This is a genomic window from Diaphorobacter sp. MNS-0 (genome assembly GCF_019602835.1).
Classification (GTDB): Bacteria; Pseudomonadota; Gammaproteobacteria; order Burkholderiales; family Burkholderiaceae_C; genus Diaphorobacter; species Diaphorobacter nitroreducens.
The window spans coordinates 2626786-2646663 of the sequence record NZ_CP080761.1 but is presented as its reverse complement, the minus strand read 5'-3'; the positions used below and the strand labels follow the sequence as shown (position 1 = coordinate 2646663).

Sequence of the window (19878 nt, the reverse complement as noted above, 5' to 3'; positions counted from 1 at the left end):
CCTGACCCCAACACCCGGATAAGTTCTAAATGGACCGCAAAACAGGACCCAAGCATTTCGGCATGAAAGCGCCTATTGGCGTGGATAAGGACTCAGGGCTGGTACACGCTTTGACAACGACGGCGGCCAACGGCAGCGACATCAGCCAGACACCGGAGTTGATGCGCGGACAAGTATGCGCTGTCTGGTCAAATGCGGGCTACGTTAGCCGGAAGGTGCCACTCAGTGCATTCATACGCGAGGCCTGTTCCGACAGCAGACCCGCCGCTGCGGCACTCTGCTCCACCAGCGCGACATTTTGCTGAGTCAGTGTTTCCACCTGTTCGAGTGCCAAACTCACATCGCGGATATCGTCGTTCTGCTGCCGCGTCGCATCGGTGATCTGACTGATCACGACAGCCACACGCTGTACCGAACCGACGATGTCCGCCATCGTCGCGCCAGCGCTATTCACTAATTTGCTGCCAGACTCGACCTTCTCGACACTGGCGCCGATCAGTGCATTGATCTCTTTGGCTGCGACGGCCGAACGGTGCGCCAACGAGCGCACTTCAGCGGCCACTACCGCAAAGCCTCTGCCTTGCTCGCCAGCCCGTGCCGCCTCGACGGCTGCGTTCAATGCCAGCAGGTTGGTCTGGAAGGCGATGCTGTCGATGACGCCAGTAATGTTGGCGATCTTGCGGCTTGAATCGGCGATGGCCTCCATGTTACCGATCACTTGCTGAATGACTGCGCCACCACGCTGCGCAGCCTGCGCTGCGGCGCTCGCAAGGTCGTCTGCGGACAAGGCTGCTTGCTCGCTTTGTAACACTGCGCTTGTCAACTGCTGCATTGAAGCCGTGGCTTGTTGCAGTCGTGTGGCGGTCAGCTCGGCTCGGTGCGATAGGTCGGAATTGCCTCCTGCCATCTCACTACTAGCCAAGTGGATGCTGTCGGCCGTCATCTGGATGTCACTGACGATGCTCCGCAGACCCCGCTGCATGTCAGTCAAGGCATCGAGCAAGGCACCAACCTCGTCGCGCCGGGTGGTCACCATCGATGCCGATAGGTCGCCTTGTGCTACTGCGCGTGCGAGTACTACCGCCTGGGCCAGTGGTTGGGCAATACTGCGTGAAATGAGTCCCGCTGCCAGCAAGCCGACTACCAGCGCGGCCCCTACCGCCACAGCCATGACGGTCCGCACCTGCCGAGCCGTGGTCTTCGATTCGAGGGCCGCTTCATGCATCGTGGAATTTACGCTTTGCTTGAGCTTGTCGAGCGTGAGGAACCACGCGTCCTGTGACGGACGGAGTTGGTTGATCGTGAACTGGGCCAACTGCTCACGACTGATACCGGCCGTGGCTTTCAAGGAGATTTGGTTCATCGCTGTCAGGGCCCCGCTGCTTGTCTCATTCAGCGTCTTGATCTGCGTTGCAAGTCCCATAGTCTGGTCGCCTTCACGGATCGACGCATCGAGTTCCTTGACGCGTTCCTCGTAAATTTTGGATGATTGCTCCAAACGCTTTACTTCGTAGGCAATATCCTCAGGATCGTCGTTCAGCGACATGGAGGTCACTGACAAGGCCATGTCCGATACTGCCTTCTCCATCGTGCTCACGATTTCCGCACGTCGGTAGTCGAGGTCAACGACATTCTGTGTGCGGGCCGCCAGCGCGCCCGTATAGAACCAGCCGAGCATGCCGATGACGGCCAACAGCAACAGCACCAGTGCGAAGCCGATATGGAGGCGCATGGCAATGCTGAGATGGTTCAGGGCCGAAAATTTCGGCCAAACAAGGCGGGGATGTTGCATTGGAATCATTTTTTCTGTTCGGCTGCCGCTGCAGCTGAGTCCATTTGCTGTGCCAGGTCGTCCGGTAGTTTGTTGTTGATGGCAACGGCGTAGAGCAGCACCAAGGCAACCACCAGCACGCCGCCGAAGATCGCCGCTTTGTGATTTTGCAAGTGAGCCTTTAAACCGCGAAAATTGAACCAGATATGAATGGAGGCGGCCACCACCATGACCAGGCCGAACAGCTTATGTACAGGGTGCATCTGGATGGTGAAAGAGGGTTTTTCAATGACAAACATCAATAGCCCGGATGTTGCCATGGCCAGGAAAGATACAGCCAGTGCGATAGCGGATAGTTTTCTTAACATGTGAAAGTCCTCTGGGGTTAACAGTAAACACGAGGGTAACACGGTGGCTACTAGCTGTCGTAGAGGATGCGGTTGGCGTAGACCAGCGTTTCCACCAGGGCCTCAGTCTTCATCCCGCCTGGCTCATCACCGGCTGGGCATGCTGGCGCTCATGCTCCTGCGCCTTGAGCAGGTCCAATGCGACGTCGACGATCATGTCTTCCTGGCCGCCCACCATGCGGCGCCGGCCCAGTTCCACCAAGATGTCGACCGCCTTCAGACCGTACTTCTTCGCTGCCACTTCTGAGTGGCGCAGGAAGCTGCTGTAGACCCCCGCATAACCCAGCGCCAGTGTCTCGCGGTCCACGCGCACAGGGCGGTCCTGCAGCGGTCGCACGGTGTCGTCGGCCGCATCCATCAGTTTGTACAAGTCACAGCCATGGTTCCAACCCAAGCGGGTGGCGGCGGCAATGAACACTTCCAGCGGGGCGTTGCCCGCTCCTGCGCCCATGCCGGCCAAGCTGGCGTCCACGCGGTCACAGCCTTCTTCGACGGCGACGATGGAGTTGGCCACACCCAGGCTCAGGTTGTGGTGGGCGTGCATACCGGTCTGGGTTTCGGGCTTCAAGGTGTCCTTGAAGGCGCGGAAACGGTCGCGCACGTCGTTCATGCTCAGAGCGCCGCCGGAGTCGACAACGTAGCAGACGGTGGCGCCGTAGCTCTCCATCAGCTTGGCCTGTTCGGCCAGGCCCTTGGGGGTCTGCATGTGGCTCATCATCAGGAAGCCAACGGCTTCCATACCCAGGTGGCGGGCATATTCGATGTGCTGTCTGGAGACATCGGCCTCCGTACAGTGGGTTGCCACACGCACGATGCGGGCGCCGGCGTCATAGGCCGCCTTCAGGTCGTGGACGGTGCCGATGCCGGGAAGCAGCAGGGTGGCGATTTTGGCATGCTTGACGACGCTGGCCACGGCTTCGATCCACTCGACGTCGGAGTGGGCACCGAAGCCGTAGTTGAAGCTGCCGCCTTGCAGGCCATCGCCGTGGGCGACTTCAATGGAGTCCACCTTGGCGTCGTCCAGAGCTTTGGCGATTTGCTTGGCTTGCTCGACGCTGTACTGGTGGCGGATGGCGTGGCTGCCGTCGCGCAGGGTGACGTCGGAGATGTAGATTTTTTTGTCCATGTCAGTTTCTCCTTCAGGCGGCGAGCATGCGAAGAGCCATGTGCTCGGCGGTGCGCAGGCCGGCGCTGGTCATGATGTCCAGGTTGCCGGCGTAGGCGGGCAGGTAGTGGGCAGCACCTTCGACTTCCAGGAAGATGGAGGTCTTCAAGCCGCTCATGCGGGGGCCGACACCGGGGATGTTGATGGGGTGGCTGGGCTCGATGCGGTCGAACTGCACCTTTTGTTTCAGGCGGTAGCCGGGCACGTAGGCCTGGACGGCGGCGGCCATGCGCTCGACCGATTCGGCGATAGCGTCTTCTGAAGCGAAGTCACTTAGGGTGTAGACGGTGTCGCGCATGATGAGCGGCGGCTCAGCGGGGTTCAGCACGATGATGGCCTTGCCTTTGGACGCGCCACCCACTACTTCAATCGCCTTGGAGGTGGTTTCGGTGAATTCGTCGATGTTGGCGCGCGTGCCGGGGCCGGCGCTCTTGCTGGAGATGGAGGCGACGATTTCGCCGTAGTGCACTTTGGCAACACGGTTGACAGCTGCCACCATCGGAATGGTGGCCTGGCCGCCGCAGGTGACCATGTTGACGTTCAATGCGTCGAGGTGGTCTTCACCATTGACGATCGGGATGCAATACGGGCCGATGGCTGCGGGCGTCAGGTCGATCATGCGGATGCCGGGCTTGAGGCTGCGCAAGAAAGCGTCGTTCTTGATATGGGCACCGGCGCTGGTGGCGTCGAACACGAAGTCGATGTCGGCAAAGATGGGCAGGCGCGTCAGACCTTCTACGCCATCGTGGGTGGTGGCCACACCCATGCGGGCGGCGCGTGCCAGACCATCGGAGGTCGGGTCAATACCGACCATGGCTCCCATTTCAATGTTAATGCCGTGGCGCAGGATCTTGATCATCAAGTCCGTGCCGATGTTGCCACTGCCGATGATGGCAGCCTTGAGTTTCTTGCTCATATTTTCTACCTTCAAACCATGCGGCACGAAACACTGCCCAGCGCGCCGATCTGCGCCCGGACCACGTCGCCTGCGACCACGGGCACCATGGGGCCCAAAGCGCCAGAGAGAATGACCTGACCGACCTTGAGGCCCTGGCCCCGTTCAGCCATGGTGCAGGCGAGCCAGTAAGCCGCGCGCAGCGGGTGGCCCAGGCAGGCCGCACCGGTACCCACCGACACGGTCTGGCCGTTCTTGGTCATGGTCATGCCCAGCTCGCCCAGCGAGACTTGGCCCATAGAAAGCGGCTGGTCTCCCAGTACGTACAAGCCGCAGGATGCGTTGTCGGCGACGGTGTCAACGAGCGTGATCTTCCAGTCGGCAATTGCGCTGTCGACGATCTCGATGGCGGGCAGCGCGTAGGCCACGGCGGCCAAGAATTCAGCGTAGCTCGGTGCCGGGCCGGTGAGGTCGCGGCCCACGACAAAAGCCACTTCTGCTTCGACCTTGGGTTGCAGCAGGCGCGCCATGGGTACGTCCTGGCCACTCAAGACTTCCATGTCGTCGAACAGCACGCCGAAGTCGGGTTGATCGACGCCCAGCTGCTGCTGCACGGCCTTGGAGGTCAGGCCAACCTTCATGCCGACAATGCGCCGGCCTGCGGCCAGCTGCGCCTGGGTATTGAGTTCGGCCACGGCGTAGGCGACGTCCAGTCCGGCAATGCCGTGGCTGGTGCTGATGGGGGCGATGGGCGTGCGCGTGACTCTGGCCTGCAGCAGTGCTGACGCCGCTGCTGTGATCGCAGGGTTGTTGTGTGTACTCATGTCATCCTTTTTAAACTGTGCGTTGGAATACGTGGCAGTCACTCTGCCCAGGGCTTGACGATGCTCAGCCAGCGCAGTGCATTGTCACGTCGGAGTTGGCGTTGCGTGGCTTCATCCAGCCCCAGCGCGGCAATGCGTGTGGCAGGCTCGCGGTCCATGATGGCAAAGGGGTAGTCCGAACCGGCCATCACCTGCGTGGGGCCGTAGACGTCCAACAGGTAGTCGATGGCCGCGCCGTCGTACACCAGGTCGTCGTAGAACATCTGCCGCGCAAGGTCGCGTGGCGACTGAGCCATGCACTGGTGCACAGGAGCCATGTGCTCCCAGGCGTGTTGCAGGCGGGGCAGAATCATGGGCAAGGCGCCACCGCCATGACTGAAGGCCACGCGCAGGCGGGGATGGCGCAGCAAGGTGCCCGATGTCATCAGCGAGGCCGCGGCCAGGCCCACCTCGCCGGGAAAGGCCAGCACCTGCTCAAGCAGCGGCGGCCCGACCAAACGGTCCATGCCGCAGGGGCGCAGGGCATGCACGAAAATGGCCGCGCCCAGCGATTCGGCAGCCGCAAAGAAAGGTTCGAAATCGGGATGCCCGATCGGTTTGCCATTGATATTGCTGCCCACCTCCACCCCGGCCAAGCCGAGGTCGCACACCAGGCGATCGAGTTCCCGCATGGCCAGATCCACATCCTGCAATGGCACCGCGCCCAACCCGGTGAAGCGTTGCGGCCGCGCCTGCACCAGCAGCGCGAGCTCATCGTTCATGAACCGCGTCAGCGCCAGCGCATCGTCGGCGTGCAGCCAGTACGACAGAAGCTCGGGCATGGGCGAAACCACCTGATGCGCTACGGCGGTGCGGGCCATGTCGGCCTCGCGGCGTTCCGCGTCCCAAGAAGAATCGGGCACGGTTCGATAGACGCGTCCATCGATCATCACATGCCGCTGGCAAGCCGAGTCGGCCGGCGCCATGGAGGGCCAAGGCACGCCCTTTCGTCGACCCAGAAACGCCGGAAAATGATCTGGAACCCAGTGGGTATGGGCGTCGATCAGTCCACAGGCACACGCGCTCACGTGGCGTCGCACGCGGCTGCTTCGGCCGACAGCCAGACTTGGCCGTCGCGCACTTCCACCGGGTAGGTCTTGATTGCATGCACGCAGGGCGCAGAGGTGGCCGCGCCGGTCCTCACATCGAAGGCGCCCAGGTGTAGGCCGCACTCCACCGTATGGCCCTCCAGGCTGCCTTCATCGGCCAGCGAGGCGTCGCCATGGGTGCAGCGGTCATCGGTGGCATAGACATTGCCGTCGACATGATAGATGGCAATGCGGCGACCGTCTTCTAGGAAAGCGCTGCCTATGGTGCCATTGCACAGATCGTTGAGCGGGCAAAGGGCGGTGGCGTGCATGGGGTTTCTCCTTCGGGCCGGCTTCAGGCCGACTGGGCTTGTTGAACGAGTTGCTTGAGGTTGGCATCGGGTGCGGCCAGCACCTCGGGCGCCAGGGGGCTGCCGGCCGCAAGCAGGCGGCGCAGCAGGTTGAAGTCGCGTGCGGCGTTGATGGCACCAACACCGCACAAGTGGCCCGCCTTCCATTGCAGCAGCACGAAGCTGCCGCTGGCGGGGTCGCCACGCAGGGCATGGGTGTCGCCCTCTGTCAGGCCAGCACACTGTAGGCGCAGACTGCCCTGATCGGACCAGTACCAAGGCGTTTCGTCGTAGGGCTTGGCAGTTGCAGGCTCGACCAGCGCAGCGGCCAATGCCGCGGCCTGGCCCTGGGCGTTGGACCAGGTCTCCATGCGCTCCACCCGCCCACTCAGCGGATGGGCCTGACGCGTGACGTCGCCCACGGCAAACACGCCAGCCACATTGGTGCGGCACCAGCCATCGACAAAGATGCCGTCGTCAGCGGCGATGCCAGCAGCCACGGCCAAACCGTCGTTAGCCAACACGCCTATACCTACTACCACGACATCGGCCTGCAGGACTTGGCCATCGTCCAGCAGCGCGAGGCCGTTGTCGTCCACCGATACGACGGTGCGGCCGAGGTGGATGTCAACCCCCTGGCTGCGGTGGTGCTGCAGCAGGTGCTCGGCAATCAGCGCGGGCGCACTGCGCCCCATCAGGCGCGGCCCTGCCTCCACTACGGTGGCGTGACAGCCCAGTTGCTGCGCCGTGGCGGCCAACTCCAACCCTATGGGACCACCGCCCACCACCAGCAGACGTGTGGCGGCGCCCAGGCGCTGGCGCAACGCGCGCGCATCATCCAGGGTCCGCAGGCTCATCACCCGTGGCGAAGTGGCCAACGCGGGCAGCATGCGTGGCCGCGTGCCGGTGGCAAGCACCAGACGGTCCCAGGGCAGACGCCGGCCATCCTGCAGTTGTACCGTGCGCTGCTCTAGGTCCAGCGCCACGGCCGGGCAGCCGCTGAGCAATTGCACCTCTGGCAAGGGCTCGGGCGAGAGGCGCAATGCAGCCTCATCGCCGTCGATCAGGAATTGCTTGGACAGCGGCGGCCGGTCGTAGGGCGCATGGGCCTCTTCGCCAAGCAGCGTGATAGGCCCGACATGGCCGAGCTTGCGCAGGCCACTGGCCACACCGAAGCCGGCCAGCCCTGCGCCCACAATCACCACCCGGTCGTTATGTGTTTCCATGGCACTCATCAGGCAGGCTGGTAAATGGCAAATACCTTGTTGGAGTTGAACACGTGGGTCTCCACGAAGTTGCTCCACGACAAGGATGCGCCAAGTTCGCCCATGGCGCCCAGCAACGGGCACCAGTTGAGTAATTCCTGCTGGCCGGCGTTCTCGAAGTCTTCGGTGGTGTTGCCACGCCAGACGCCGTGGTTCTGCTCCACCAGCGCACGGTAAAGCACGCGGTCGCTGGGCGTGTCGGGACACAGACGTGACGTGCGGTCGCACAAGAAGGCGTGGGACCAGCTCGACGAAGCGATCAATGCCACACGCCAAGGGGAGTCACGCAAGATGCGTGCGGTGGCCGCGCCCATGTCCATGCAGCGCGCGGGCGATGGACCCGGAGGGTCAAGGTCGAGCTTGTCATCGACGTTGGTGAGGAAGCCGCGGGCCGAAATAACCTTGCGACCGTAGCAATTGATGGGCACAGTGAGGGTCGGGTAGTCCCAGCCTTTGCGGTCGTAATCGAGATAGAGGATGGCGTTGGCGAAGGCGTGAGCCAGGCTCTCGTGGTGCAGCGGCTTGTAGGCATAAGCCATGTCGAAGCCGGCGTCAAGCAGGCCGCAGGTCAGGTACTTTCCGATGTCGCGCCGGCCCTTGAGCCGGTAGTGCATGTCTGGCCCTTCACCCCAGGCATTGGGCTTGCCGTTGGCCATCATCGACGAGCCCTGCGCATGGCGCCAGGGGTAGAGATCCATGTCGTCGTACGCACAGACCGTGAACGGCGGAATGATGTCTTCCTTGAAGTTCTCGTACTGGTCGTCGCCCCAGATCAACACCACATCGGGCTTGAAATCGTCGAGCGCTGCACGCACACGTCTGAACTGCTCGACCAACGCCGCACGGTGAACCGCGGCTGCCGCCACGCCCTGATCGTCGCCCCATTCGGCCTGCATCGCCGGTGCCCAGTTCTGGGCCAGCTTGCGCTCGGCCGGTATGCCGGGGTCTTTGAGCGTCATGCGCAGGATGCTGGCCATCTGCGCATCGGGCGTGGAAAAAGGGGGGTAGTGGGACAGCCCCAGCCCTAGGATTTCTGCCATGTGTTGTCTCCAGTCGTTGGTCTTGTGTGATCTACCTGTGAGGTGCCTGCGCGTCCGATACAGCCCGCTCAGGTGATCTTTTGGCTTTCTTGCCTGCGCGTTCGCGAACGCTCGTCGGCTGCTGCGCGGCATCAATGGACAGCACCATCTGCTTGAGCAAGGCCACCAGTTGCAGGCGCTGCTCACGCGACAGGCCACCCATGAGGTGCTCCATGCGACGCCAGTGGGCGGGCAGGTGCTCGGCCAGAAACGCTTCGCCCTCGGGGGTGAGCACCGCTAGCAGCGAGCGCTGGTCCGACACGTTGAGCTCCCTCCGCACCAAGCCGCGCTCGGCCAGCGTGTTGATGTTGCCCGACAGGTTGTTGGGCTTGACCACCAGCATGGACGCCAAAGCCCCCATGGTGGCAGGCTGCTTCACTCGCTGCAGCGTGGTGAGGATGTTGAACTGCAGCGGTGACACGCCCATGGAGTCGAGCTCATCGGACTGATCGCGATCGAGCACCGCAAACGCCCGGTAAACCGCCAGCAAGACCCACAGCGCCGAGCCATCAAGCTGCTTGTCCAGCGCCGCACTAACAGCGACCTGTTCACTGAGGTAAGGCAAGGGAATCCCCTCCTTCTCGGCTTGCCGCGTCAAGCTCTTGGTTGCTGGTTTCATGAATCACCTTCAAAATTTATTTACTTCATTTTGTGAATAGTTCAAATTATGACATAATTTCTTCTAAGTTGACGCAAGCAAGAGCCACTGTCTGCGACCGACCCACTCACACATTCAGGAGACAGCCGAGATGACACAGACCATTCAATTTCACCCCAGCCGCGCCAGCGGCTCCGACGTGGGCGCCCTGGTGCAGGATGGCCGCGTCCATTCGAGCGCCTTCACCGATGCAGAAATTTTTAAGCTTGAACAAGAACGCATCTTCGAGGGCACCTGGGTCTATATAGGCCACACCTCCGAAGTGCCCAAGCACGGTGACTACCGCGCGCGCCGCATGGGTCGCCAACCGGTTTTGATGATCCGCAACGGCGAAGGCGAAGTGCAGGTGTTGATGAACCGTTGCCGCCACCGTGGCGCGATGGTGTGCGAGGGCGAGGCGGGCAACACCAAGCACCTGCGTTGCTGGTTTCACGGTTGGGTCTACGACGCCAGCGGCAACCTGATGCAGGTGCCGGGCCAGGGCGCCTACGGCCCCGAGTTCGACCAGAAGGCCATGGGCCTGAACAAGCCACCGCGCGTGGAAACCTATCGTGGCTTCGTTTTTGCCAGCCTAAACGCGGATGTTCCCAGCTTGAGCGATCACTTGGGTCCAGCCAAGGCCGTGATCGACCTGATGGTGGACGCCTCCCCCGTGGGCGAACTGCGCGTGGACGCCGGCGTGCACAAGACCGTCTACAAGGGCAACTGGAAACTGGTCGGCATGGACGGCTACCACGTGCACTATGTACATGCGTCGGTGATTGCAGCCTGGAACCGCGACCCGGACTCCGGCATTGCTGCCACCCACCGCGGCGACCCCTTCGATGACGAGTCCGCCAGCCGCACGCGCGACTTGGGACATGGCCATGTGATGCTGGACCTGACCCAGCACCGCATGGGCCACTACGACCAATTCACCGCCATGCTGGAAAAACTGCCCGGTGGCACCGACTACATCGAGACCATGAAGGCCAAGCACGGCGAGGAGCGTTCGCGCCTGCTGATCTCGCTCTCAGGCGATCCGCATGTGGGCATCTACCCCAACCTGCAGCTCATCAACAACCAGATCCGCATCCTCAACCCGATTTCGCCGGAGGAATGCGAAGTGATCATGTTCCCCGTGCTGTTCGAGGGCGTGAGCCCCGAGATCAACGCCTTGCGACTGCGCCAGCACGAGTCCTTCTACGGCCCTGCGGGCTCTGGCTCGCCCGACGATGCCGAGATCTTCGAGCGCGTGCAGAAAGGGATGATGGCCCAGGTCAACCCCTGGCTGGAAATCTCGCGCGGCCTGCACCGCGAAGAACACGGGGCCGATGGCGTTATCACCGGACGCATCTCGGACGAAGTCACGCAACGTGGTCAGATGCGCCAATGGCGCGAACTCATGACCGCCCAAACCGCCCAGTAAGGATCCCAGCAATGAACGCCACCACCACGCACTCGCTCGAATTGGTACACGACATCGAGCATTTCCTCTACCAAGAAGCCGCCTTGGCCGATGAGCACGCCTACAACGACTGGCTGGCGCTGTGGACACCCGAGCTGCTGTACTGGGTACCCTGCAACGCCGACAACATTGACCCGACCAAGAAGGTCTCGCTGATCTTTGACGACCGCCCCCGACTCGAAGAACGCCTGTTCCGCTTGGGCACCAAGCACGCGCACTCGCAGAACCCCCGCTCGCGCCTTTCGCGCATCGTCGGCAATGTGCGGCTGCACAACTTCGACCCCGCCACCGGTGGCGAAGTGAGCTCGCGCTTCAACCTTACCGAGGTGCGCACCGACCGCATCACCGTGTGGGCTGGACGCCAGCACCATGTGCTCGAACGCCACAGCGACACCTGGCTAATGCGCGAGAAGCGGGTCTATCTGGTCAACAATGACAGCGTGCTCGGCAACATGACTTTCATTATCTGAACGCGCAACGACACAAGGAACGAGACCTCCATGACACAAAACAATAACCCCGAGATCGGCCACAGCGTTGAAGCGGCTGGCATACGTACCAACTACCTCGAAGCAGGCAGCGGCGCGCCGCTGGTTCTGCTGCATGGTTCAGGGCCAGGGGTCACGGCCTGGGCCAACTGGCGTCTGGCCATTCCCGAATTCGCCAAGACCCACCGTGTGCTGGCACCTGATTTGGCTGGCTTCGGCTACACCGAGCGCAAGGCCGGCGTGGTCTACAACCTCGACTACTGGGTGCGCCACATCATTGGTTTTCTCGATGCACTGAAGATAGAACAAGCCGATTTTGTTGGCAACTCCTTCGGCGGAGCCCTCACGCTTGCCGTGGCTACGCGCCACCCGGACCGCGTGCGCAAGGTCGTGCTCATGGGCTCTGCGGGCACCGAGTTCACGCTCACCCACGAACTTGACGCAGTGTGGGGATATGAGCCCTCGGTCGAGAACATGCGCACAATCGTGCAGATGTTCGCCTACGACAAGTCGCTGCTGACCGAGGCACTGGTGGCTTCGCGCTACGATGCCAGCATCCGCCCTGGCTTTCACGAGTCGTATTCCAGCCTCTTCCCGGCACCGCGTCAGCGCCACATCGCCGCGCTGGCCACGCCCGAGGACAAGTTGCGTGCGCTGGACAAACCAGTGCTGCTGGTGCATGGCCGCGAGGATCGCGTGATCCCGCTGGACAGCAGCCTGCGCCTGCACCAGTTGCTGCAACGCTCCGAACTGCATGTCTTTGGCCAGTGTGGCCACTGGACGCAGATCGAGAAAAAGGACCGCTTCGTGGGAGTGGTTGAGAACTTTCTGGCTGCCGCCTGAGCGCGCCACGCCAACCATGTCAAAGACATCGAACAAGCCCCTGATCGCCGCCATGATCGGCGACCCAGCGGGCATAGGTCCTGAAGTCTGCGCCAAAGCGCTGGCCAGCGCTGAACTTGACGGCCTTTGTGACAACGTGCTGATCGGCGAGATTGGCGCGGTGCAGCGGGCAGTGCAGGTCTGTGGCATCACCCGCGAGGTACGCCACGTGAGCGCGCCCGAAGAAGCGCGCGGCCAGCGTTTCATCGCCGTGCTCGACCCCGGCGATGTAGTCCCCACCGACTACGCAGTGGGTTCGCCTTCGGCGGCAGCCGGCAAGGCGGTGGTGAACTGGATCGGCCTGGGCCAGCAGCTTGGCCAAATCGGACGCATAGACGGTCTGGTGCTGGCCCCGGTGGACAGCGTCTCGCTCAAGCTCGGTGGCCTGGTGAAGGACATTGATGAACTGCAGCCGCCGGACACCCACATGCTTCGTCTGAACGGCTCGTTGCGAGTGGTCCCCATCACCGAGCACATACGCGTGCGCGATATCGCCGCCACCGTGAAGCAGGCCACCGTGCTCGAACTCATCCGCCGGCTCGACCACCATCTCAGGCGCTGGGGCATGACCGCACCACGCATTGCGGTGGCCGGGCTCAACCCGCATGCCATGTTCGAGGAAGACCGCGAAGAGATCGCGCCCGCCGTCGAGCAGGCCCGCGCCGCCGGCATCGACGCCAGCGGCCCGATCTCGCCCGATGCGGTGTTCCGTCTCAACCTCGAGGGCCGCTACGACGCCGTGGTGACCATGTACCACGACCAGGGCCAGATCGCGGTGAAGACCGCCGCCTTCGCGGGCGCCTGCACGATCTACATGGGCCTGCCCTACGTGATGATCAACGTGCCGCACGGCAGCGCGTTTGACATTGCCGGCCAGGGCAAGGCCCAGCACGACAGCTTGCTGGCCGGCCTGCGAACGGCCGCCGCACTGGCCTCGGGAAGCGCATTCCTGACGACCTGATTACCAGCGTTCACTGACCCGCAACAACAACAGGGGACTAGGAGTCTGGGCGGCAGAAACCCGCCTCGGGGGATGAAAGCTGGCACGAAGCCTGCTGTGTTCAAGAATGAGCACCAGCTACGTCGCCTACCACCCCGAACAACAGCAACTGCTGCCGCCAGCCCTGCAAGACTGGCTCCCGCAGGGCCACCTAGCCTATTTCATCAGCGACACCGTAGACAGCCTGGATCTGAGCGCCTTTCACGCACGCTACGCCAGCGGTGGCTCCCGCAACCAGCCCCTGCACCCGGCCATGATGGTCAAAGTTCTGGTCTACGCTTACGCCACAGGGTGCTTTAGCTCACGCAAGATCGCCCGCAGGTTGCATGAAGACATCGCCTTTCGGGTGCTGGCAGCGCACAACTTCCCCGCCCACCGCACAATCCGGGACTTTCGGGCCCAACACCTGGGTGAGTTCACCGAACTCTTCACCCAAGTCGTGCGCCTGGCCCGGGAGATGGGTCTGGTCAAACTAGGCACCATCGCTGTAGACGGCACCAAGATCAAAGCCAACGCCAGCCGCCACAAAGCCATGAGCTACGCGCGCATGCAAACCGCCGAGACTGAACTCAAAGCCCAGATAGCCGCATTGCTGCATAAGGCGGCCCACACCGATGAGGCCGAGAAGAACGAGCCCGAGCTGGACATCCCCGCAGAGCTAGAGCGCAGGCAAGCTCGGCTGGCCGCCATTGAAGCAGCCAAGGCCCGGCTGGAGGCACGCCAAGCCCAAGCCGATACACAGCGCGGCCGCAGCCACGGCGATGGGCGCAATCCCCGCGACAAAGACGGCAAGCCCAAAGCAGGCCGCCCCTACCAACGCGACTTCGGCATCCCCGAGTCCAAAGCCCAGGACAGCTTCACCGACCCCGACAGCCGCATCATGAAGCGCGCAGGTGGCGGCTTTGACTACAGCTACAACGCCCAGACCGCAGTGGACGAGACAGCCCACATCATTGTGGCCGCCGAGGTGGTGAACACCAGCGCAGATGTACAGCAACTGCCCATGGTGCTGGATGCGGTCCAGACCCACACGGGTGTACAGCCAGCACAAGTCCTGGCCGATGCCGGCTACCGCAGTGAAGCCGTAATGGCCAAGCTGGCCCAGGTCTATCCGGATACCGAACTGGTGATTGCATTGGGACGCGAAGGCAAGGCACGGGCTACGCCCAAAGACGCAAACCGCTACCCGTACACGGTGGCCATGGCGGCCAAGTTGCAAACCGAACAAGGCCAGAAGGACTACCGCAAGCGCAAGTGGATCGCCGAGCCGCCCAACGGCTGGATCAAGAACGTGCTGGGGTTCCGCCAGTTCAGCATGCGCGGTTTGGAGAAGGCAAAAGCCGAGTTCAAGCTCGTGTGCATGGCGCTGAACCTGCGCAGAATGGGGGCCATTCAGGTGGGGTGAGGCGGGAAATGCGAGGCAAAGTGCCGGCTGCGACTTCTGAGCGTGGTTGGGCTGCTTCAACCGCGCCATAGAGATCGGCTGCGGTGAGTGCGTTCACCACAGCCTACGTCGCTGCCAGCCGCTGGGAGGCGATTGGAGTTGGCTCAAAATGTTCTGCTGCCCAGACTCCTAGCAATGAAATTATCTCCCACTTTCAAGATCGCCCGCATGCGCCTGGCCATCGCTGCGGCCCTCGGCACCCTGCTGGTGGCACCTACCGCCTGGGCCCAGGCGAACGGCTACCCCAACAAGCCCGTCAAGCTGATCGTGTCGTTTCCGCCCGGTGGCTTTGCCGACCTGGTGGGCCGTTCACTGGCACAGGCACTCAACCAGGCCTGGGGCCAACCAGTGATCATCGACAACCGACCCGGTGGCGCCGGCATCCTGGCCAGCGAACTGGCAGCCAAGGCCGTGCCCGACGGCTACACGCTGTACCTGGCCACTGACGGCCCGTTCGTCATTAACCCCTACCTCTACAAGACCCTGCCCTACCACCCCATCAACGACTTCATGAACGCCGCGCTGGTGGCCTACACGCCGCTGGCCCTGGTGGTCAACCCGCAGAAGGCCGACGTCAAGACCGTGGGCGAGTTCGTGGCACTGGCCAAGACACGCGAGATGGAAAAGCGGCCGATGGAGTACGCCTCGGGCGGTTCTGGCGGCCCGCATCACCTGTCGATGGAAGCGCTGCGCATGCTGGCCGGAGTGGACCTCACACACATCCCTTACAAGGGCGGCTCACCAGCGTTGGTTGATGTGGTGGGCGGCCAGGTGACGACCATGTTCTCGGCGATCTCGACGGCTGTGCCGTTCGCCAAGGCGGGCAAAATACGCATCCTGGCCACGGGTGGCGCCAGGCGCTCGCCGATGGCGCCTGAGGTGCCGACTTTCGCCGAAGCCGGCTTCCCCGGCTTCGAGGTCGGCGCCTGGGCCGGCGTGGTCACCCCCAAGGGCACGCCGCAGGCCATCGTTGACAAGATCGAGGCTGACGTGCTGAAGATCGTGCGCGACCCGCAGTTCCAGCAGAAGTTGCCGGGCGTCGGTGCCGAGCCCTACCCTGGCACAGCAGCCGAGTTCCGCAAACTCATCGTCAAGGATCAGGCACGCTACAGCAAGCTCATCCGCGACCTCAACATCAAGGGCGACTGAGAGCCGCCGCCGAAAGAGGCAGGACCTGTGACTAAGACACAGAACCAGCCCACCTTGCCGTCGCTGATGTGGATGAACGCCGGAATCGAGCCAGGTCCAGCAGCGTATGCGGCTTGATGGCCGGCCTGCGAACGGCCGCCGCACTGGCCTCGGGAAGCGCATTCTTGTTAACCTGATACCTCGCTTTCACTAACCTACAACAATCGGAGACAAGCCATGAAGACATCCCTCAATTTCAAAGCCGCGCGCACGCGCCTGGCCATTGCTGCCGCCATCGGCGGCATGCTGCTCGCGCCTACCGCCTGGGCCCAGGCGAACGGCTACCCCAACAAGCCCGTCAAGCTGATCGTGCCGTTTTCGGCCGGTGGTTCTGTGGATGCGGCGGCCCGAATTGTTGGTCAGGGCCTGGCTCAGCAACTCGGTCAGCCAGTCATCATCGACAACAAGCCTGGAGCTGATGGCGCAATCGCGACGAACGAGGTGATCAAGTCGCGACCCGACGGGCACACGCTGCTATTTGCGACAAACACCGCCATTCTTGCGGTACCCACTTTGCGGCTCAAGCCCCCTTATGACCCGCTGTCAGCGCTAACACCGGTAGGCTTTTGGAGTCGTCAATCAGCGTTCTTTCTTTTCATGCACCCCAGCGTACCAGCGAATAATCTCAAAGAATTAATTGGTTTTGCGAAGGCCAACCCAGGCAAGCTGAATTACGCCACTGGCAACTCAACTGGGGAGTTAGCATTTGTACAAATGAGGCGCCTTGCTGCTATGCAGGTGACCAAGATCCCGTACAAAGGGGAAGCGCCTGCAGTGCCGGATCTGCTTTCTGGTCGCGTCCAGATCATGCTGGCCTCGACCATCAGCCTCCTGACCATGGCGAAGGAAGGCAAATTAAAGGTGCTGGCGGTCATAGGCGACAAGCGCAACGCATTGGCTCCTGAGGTGCCTACGTTTGCCGAGGCTGGCTTTAGCGGGATCACGGTAATTCCGTGGGGCGGAGTCTTTGCACCGACGGGAACTCCGCGCGACGTAATAGACCGCCTTTCAAGAGAGATGAGTGTGATCCTGCGACGTCCAGAGGTTGTTAAGCAACTGGAACAACAGGGAGTGTCTGTGCAAGATTCGTATCCTGACCCTGACGAAATGAAAAGTTTCGTGAGCTCGCAACTTGATATCTGGAGGCGCCTGGTGGCTGACGAAGGTATCGAACGCGAGTAACTCATCCCGAGTAAGAACTCAATCCTAAATCCGTGACCGCCAAACCAAGCACCGAATATTCATTGAATATCTCCTAGCGCAAAGCCGCCAAGGTACTTGCGAGCTTGCAGCACGTACACGATGGCCTCGAAGACCATGGGTGGGGGGCTTGGCCGGTCGTGACCCGCTTCCAAAATTCATCCTTCACCGCCCACGAGTCCCCGTGCCTGTTGGACATCCATCGCTTCTACCGCATCGATCTGACAGAGTCCACGCAATTTCAACGAGTTGCTGGAACTCACCGCTCGACAGGTTTATCCATGAAACGCATCGAAAAATCAACCGCAGTGATGTCTTTAATCAACGCACCAACAGATATGCGATCAACCCCTGTCTCCGCATAAGTTCTGAGATTTTCAAAGGTCACTCCGCCTGAAATCTCCAGACTACAAAGCCCTCGCGCAAGGTCAACCGCTCTTCGGATTTGATCCAGCGGCATATTGTCCAGTAACACCATGGCGACACCAGCTTCAAGAGCTTCCTCCAATTGGCTGAGCGTTTCGACTTCGACCTGTATGAATTTCGACTGAGCCGACATCCGTTGTGCGGCCTTGAAAGCAGCCGTCAAGCCACCGGCGGCAGCAATGTGGTTTTCCTTGATCAGGATGGCGTCGTAGAGGCCCATGCGGTGGTTCTTGCCGCCACCGCAACGCACTGCGTACTTTTCGGCCACCCGCAGTCCGGGAATGGTCTTACGCGTGTCCAGGATGGCGGCTTGCGTGCCTTCCACTGCCTTAACGTACTTAGCCGTCTTCGTGGCCACCGCGCTGAGGGTCTGCATGAAGTTCAGACAGGTGCGCTCGGCGGTCAACAAATCACGTGCGGGGCCGACGATTTCCACAACTTTTTGATTCGACCCACACCACTGACCGTCCTCGATCATCCACGTGGCAAGCGATGTGGGTGCGACTTGCTTGAGCACCTCCGTCACCCAAGGCTGACCACAGATGACCGCAGACTCACGGCACAAAATGGTCGCCTGCGCCATCTGCTCCGGCGGCACCAGCGCAGCGGTGAGGTCTCCGCTGCCTACGTCTTCTTGCAGCGCGCGGCGAACGTCTTCTTCAACTTGAACGTGAAATTTCTCTGAGTTCATTTTCGATTCGACTTCAGAAGTTATTCCGTTTTCAGATGAGATGCAGTCATGAGGCCCAAGTCGCGACGCAACACCACCGGTTTGCCACCCAGGCGCTGCTTGCACATCCAGTGCGCCAGCGCCGAATCGAGGTAATCGGCGTGGCCGGGGAACCAGCGCGCCAACTCGTCGGCCAAGCGCCGGCATTCGGCAATGTTGCCCTGGGCCAGCAGTTGCCGCACCTGCTCCACAGAGGCCATCACGGCGGCGTGCTCTTCGATGTGGCATGCGCGCGCCGGGAAGTCGGTCTCGACCATCCAGAGGTCCTCGGTCTCGAAGTGCGAACGGGCGTGCGCGACGAGCGCCTCTAGGCAGCGTGGTAGATCCGCGTCCTGCGCGGTCTGCAACGCCTGCACGGTGTCGACGAATTCGCGGTGCACCGCGTCCATTGGGCCATAGCCGAGCAGCAGGGCATCGCTCCACTGCAGCGGTGCGACCGTTGAAGAATCCAAGTAAGTTTTCGTTTCCATATGCCTATTTCTTTTCTATTTACACACCAAGAGCAGTGCCAGCAACGTCAGAAAGGCCCGTAACAGAGGGCCAAGCGTGAGCAACCAATCGATTTTCAGATCGGCGGCCTTGCCGGCCTTGGACATCAGCGCGCGCGCGATCACCTTGCCGTATTCGGCCGGGGCCCTCGCCCACCGGATCGATCACGGTAGTGTGGAATGTCTTGATGACTTCGGGCATCTTGACCACTTCGGCGATGGCCGGAATGTCGGGCGCCTGGGTGAAGCGGGTGGGTGCGTTGCTGACCAGCACCTTGAGCTGACCGCTCTTCACGAAACCTGAAATGGATGGCAGCGCCGCGACCGAGAACTCGACCTGACCACCCACCAACGCGGGGGTGGACTGACCGGAACTGCGGAAAGGCATGTGGCGCACATCCAGGCTCAACGCCGACTTCAAGGCCGCCATGGTTAGGTGGTGGGTGCTGCCAATGCCCGACGAGCCGTAAGTGAACTCACCCGGTTTCTTCTTGAGAAGCGACACGAACGCCTGCAGGGTGTTCACGCCGGTCTTGGGGTGGGCCACGATGAAGCGCTGCGCGCGCGCGATCAGCGACACGGGGAGGATGTCTTTGCTCGATCGGTAGTTGGCGCTCGCTTTGAAATAACTTGAGCAATTCAGAGAAAATTTCACAGCGAAATACCTTTGTAAATTGAACAAATTATTTGTTATTGTTAACAATCCTTTGACGGCCTTGTTGATCTGCGGTGTGTGGACAGCATGGAGCCGTCCGAGACGATGAATGCATGCCCATCGGATGGATTGCTCTTCAGCAGTGCCTGGCAGGCAACCACGCCGTTTCCACCGGACTTGTTGTTCACTACCGCGGCCTGTCCCCGCCGATCCGTCAGGCATTGTGCCACCACGGGGGCCACCGTATCGGGAAGGTCGCCAACAGCGTAGGGCGCGATGAACTTGATAGCCTTTTTGGGGTAGGCGCCCTGGGCCATTGCAGCCAAAGGCGCCAATCCGATTACGAGGGCCATGGCGGCTAGGGTTCTGCGTTGCATGTATTGTCTCCATTCACAAAGGATCGAACCCGGTCGGTCGAGGGAAAGCCCATGGTGCGGGTTGCCCGCCAC

The 19878-nt window shown here is 61.7% G+C and carries 22 protein-coding genes; 8 read left to right on the top strand and 14 right to left on the bottom strand.

Annotated features, from left to right (window positions below; all coding sequences use genetic code 11):
• Positions 1-29: 29 nt before the first annotated feature.
• On the top strand, positions 30-305 hold the full coding sequence (locus K2L43_RS19235) for a transposase (RefSeq protein ID WP_370632954.1): 276 nt from the start codon (positions 30-32) through the stop codon (positions 303-305).
• Here K2L43_RS19235 and K2L43_RS12585 read toward each other — a convergent pair.
• The 10 genes from K2L43_RS12585 to K2L43_RS12540 all read right to left on the bottom strand — a co-directional run bounded on the left by K2L43_RS12585 (position 200) and on the right by K2L43_RS12540 (position 9442).
• On the bottom strand, positions 200-1792 hold the full coding sequence (locus K2L43_RS12585) for a methyl-accepting chemotaxis protein (RefSeq protein WP_220637686.1): 1593 nt from the start codon (positions 1790-1792) through the stop codon (positions 200-202). The two genes, K2L43_RS19235 and K2L43_RS12585, sit on opposite strands and share 106 nt — an antisense overlap.
• Positions 1793-1797: 5 nt before the next feature.
• Positions 1798-2139, bottom strand: coding sequence for a DUF4405 domain-containing protein (locus K2L43_RS12580; RefSeq protein WP_086911721.1), 342 nt, complete (start codon positions 2137-2139; stop codon positions 1798-1800).
• 109 nt (positions 2140-2248) lie between these two features.
• Entirely contained in the window at positions 2249-3304 is a 1056-nt protein-coding gene (gene dmpG / locus K2L43_RS12575) for a 4-hydroxy-2-oxovalerate aldolase (RefSeq protein WP_086911722.1), read from the bottom strand.
• A 13-nt stretch (positions 3305-3317) separates the two neighbouring features.
• On the bottom strand, positions 3318-4259 hold the full coding sequence (locus K2L43_RS12570; RefSeq protein ID WP_220637685.1) for an acetaldehyde dehydrogenase (acetylating): 942 nt from the start codon (positions 4257-4259) through the stop codon (positions 3318-3320).
• A gap of 11 nt (positions 4260-4270) precedes the next feature.
• The gene (locus K2L43_RS12565; protein ID WP_220637684.1) at positions 4271-5062 is read right to left on the bottom strand and encodes a 2-keto-4-pentenoate hydratase; all 792 of its coding nucleotides are present in this window, start codon (positions 5060-5062) and stop codon (positions 4271-4273) included.
• Between the two features lie 38 nt (positions 5063-5100).
• Positions 5101-6129 carry an amidohydrolase family protein gene (locus K2L43_RS12560; protein ID WP_255580599.1) on the bottom strand — a complete coding sequence of 343 codons (1029 nt, stop codon included), beginning with the start codon at positions 6127-6129 and terminating at the stop codon, positions 5101-5103.
• Positions 6126-6461, bottom strand: a complete 336-nt coding sequence (locus tag K2L43_RS12555; RefSeq protein WP_220637682.1) for a non-heme iron oxygenase ferredoxin subunit — start codon at positions 6459-6461, stop codon at positions 6126-6128. The genes K2L43_RS12560 and K2L43_RS12555 overlap by 4 nt, the downstream gene beginning before the upstream one ends.
• A 23-nt stretch (positions 6462-6484) precedes the next feature.
• Positions 6485-7705, bottom strand: a complete 1221-nt coding sequence (locus K2L43_RS12550; protein ID WP_220637681.1) for an NAD(P)/FAD-dependent oxidoreductase — start codon at positions 7703-7705, stop codon at positions 6485-6487.
• 8 nt (positions 7706-7713) lie between these two features.
• Positions 7714-8784 carry a hypothetical protein gene (locus tag K2L43_RS12545; RefSeq protein WP_220637680.1) on the bottom strand — a complete coding sequence of 357 codons (1071 nt, stop codon included), beginning with the start codon at positions 8782-8784 and terminating at the stop codon, positions 7714-7716.
• A 31-nt stretch (positions 8785-8815) separates the two neighbouring features.
• Entirely contained in the window at positions 8816-9442 is a 627-nt protein-coding gene (locus K2L43_RS12540) for a MarR family winged helix-turn-helix transcriptional regulator (protein ID WP_220637679.1), read from the bottom strand.
• Positions 9443-9572: 130 nt separating this feature from the next.
• On the opposite strand from K2L43_RS12540, the gene K2L43_RS12535 reads away from it, so the two are divergent.
• The 7 genes from K2L43_RS12535 (at position 9573) to K2L43_RS12505 (ending at position 17112) form a co-directional block, all read left to right on the top strand.
• Positions 9573-10889: an aromatic ring-hydroxylating dioxygenase subunit alpha gene (locus K2L43_RS12535; RefSeq protein ID WP_210570454.1), complete on the top strand. Its 1317-nt coding sequence runs from the start codon at positions 9573-9575 to the stop codon at positions 10887-10889.
• Positions 10890-10900: 11 nt separating this feature from the next.
• A complete protein-coding gene (locus K2L43_RS12530) occupies positions 10901-11398 on the top strand; it encodes an aromatic-ring-hydroxylating dioxygenase subunit beta (protein WP_157896433.1) in 498 nt (165 codons plus the stop codon).
• A gap of 30 nt (positions 11399-11428) precedes the next feature.
• Positions 11429-12259, top strand: coding sequence for an alpha/beta fold hydrolase (locus K2L43_RS12525; RefSeq protein WP_086911732.1), 831 nt, complete (start codon positions 11429-11431; stop codon positions 12257-12259).
• 16 nt (positions 12260-12275) lie between these two features.
• Positions 12276-13259 (top strand): PdxA family protein, encoded by a 984-nt coding sequence (locus tag K2L43_RS12520; RefSeq protein ID WP_157896434.1) that lies wholly within the window; start codon positions 12276-12278, stop codon positions 13257-13259.
• 106 nt (positions 13260-13365) lie between these two features.
• Positions 13366-14703: an IS1182 family transposase gene (locus K2L43_RS12515; protein WP_086910894.1), complete on the top strand. Its 1338-nt coding sequence runs from the start codon at positions 13366-13368 to the stop codon at positions 14701-14703.
• 174 nt (positions 14704-14877) lie between these two features.
• The gene (locus tag K2L43_RS12510) at positions 14878-15891 is read left to right on the top strand and encodes a tripartite tricarboxylate transporter substrate binding protein (protein WP_086911734.1); all 1014 of its coding nucleotides are present in this window, start codon (positions 14878-14880) and stop codon (positions 15889-15891) included.
• A gap of 216 nt (positions 15892-16107) precedes the next feature.
• Complete coding sequence (locus tag K2L43_RS12505) at positions 16108-17112, top strand: tripartite tricarboxylate transporter substrate binding protein (protein ID WP_086926855.1); 1005 nt, start codon at positions 16108-16110, stop codon at positions 17110-17112.
• A gap of 277 nt (positions 17113-17389) precedes the next feature.
• Here the strand turns inward: K2L43_RS12505 and nadC are convergent, their stop codons facing one another.
• Genes nadC through K2L43_RS12485 form a run of 4 tightly spaced genes read right to left on the bottom strand, consistent with a single transcriptional unit; the run spans position 17390 to position 19806 of the window.
• On the bottom strand, positions 17390-18247 hold the full coding sequence (nadC, locus tag K2L43_RS12500) for a carboxylating nicotinate-nucleotide diphosphorylase (RefSeq protein WP_220637678.1): 858 nt from the start codon (positions 18245-18247) through the stop codon (positions 17390-17392).
• Positions 18248-18267: 20 nt separating this feature from the next.
• Positions 18268-18756: a bacteriohemerythrin gene (locus K2L43_RS12495; RefSeq protein ID WP_220637677.1), complete on the bottom strand. Its 489-nt coding sequence runs from the start codon at positions 18754-18756 to the stop codon at positions 18268-18270.
• A 19-nt stretch (positions 18757-18775) separates the two neighbouring features.
• Positions 18776-19429, bottom strand: a complete 654-nt coding sequence (locus tag K2L43_RS12490) for a tripartite tricarboxylate transporter substrate binding protein (protein WP_220637676.1) — start codon at positions 19427-19429, stop codon at positions 18776-18778.
• Positions 19430-19470: 41 nt separating this feature from the next.
• Positions 19471-19806 carry a tripartite tricarboxylate transporter substrate-binding protein gene (locus tag K2L43_RS12485; protein WP_220637675.1) on the bottom strand — a complete coding sequence of 112 codons (336 nt, stop codon included), beginning with the start codon at positions 19804-19806 and terminating at the stop codon, positions 19471-19473.
• Positions 19807-19878 lie beyond the last annotated feature (72 nt).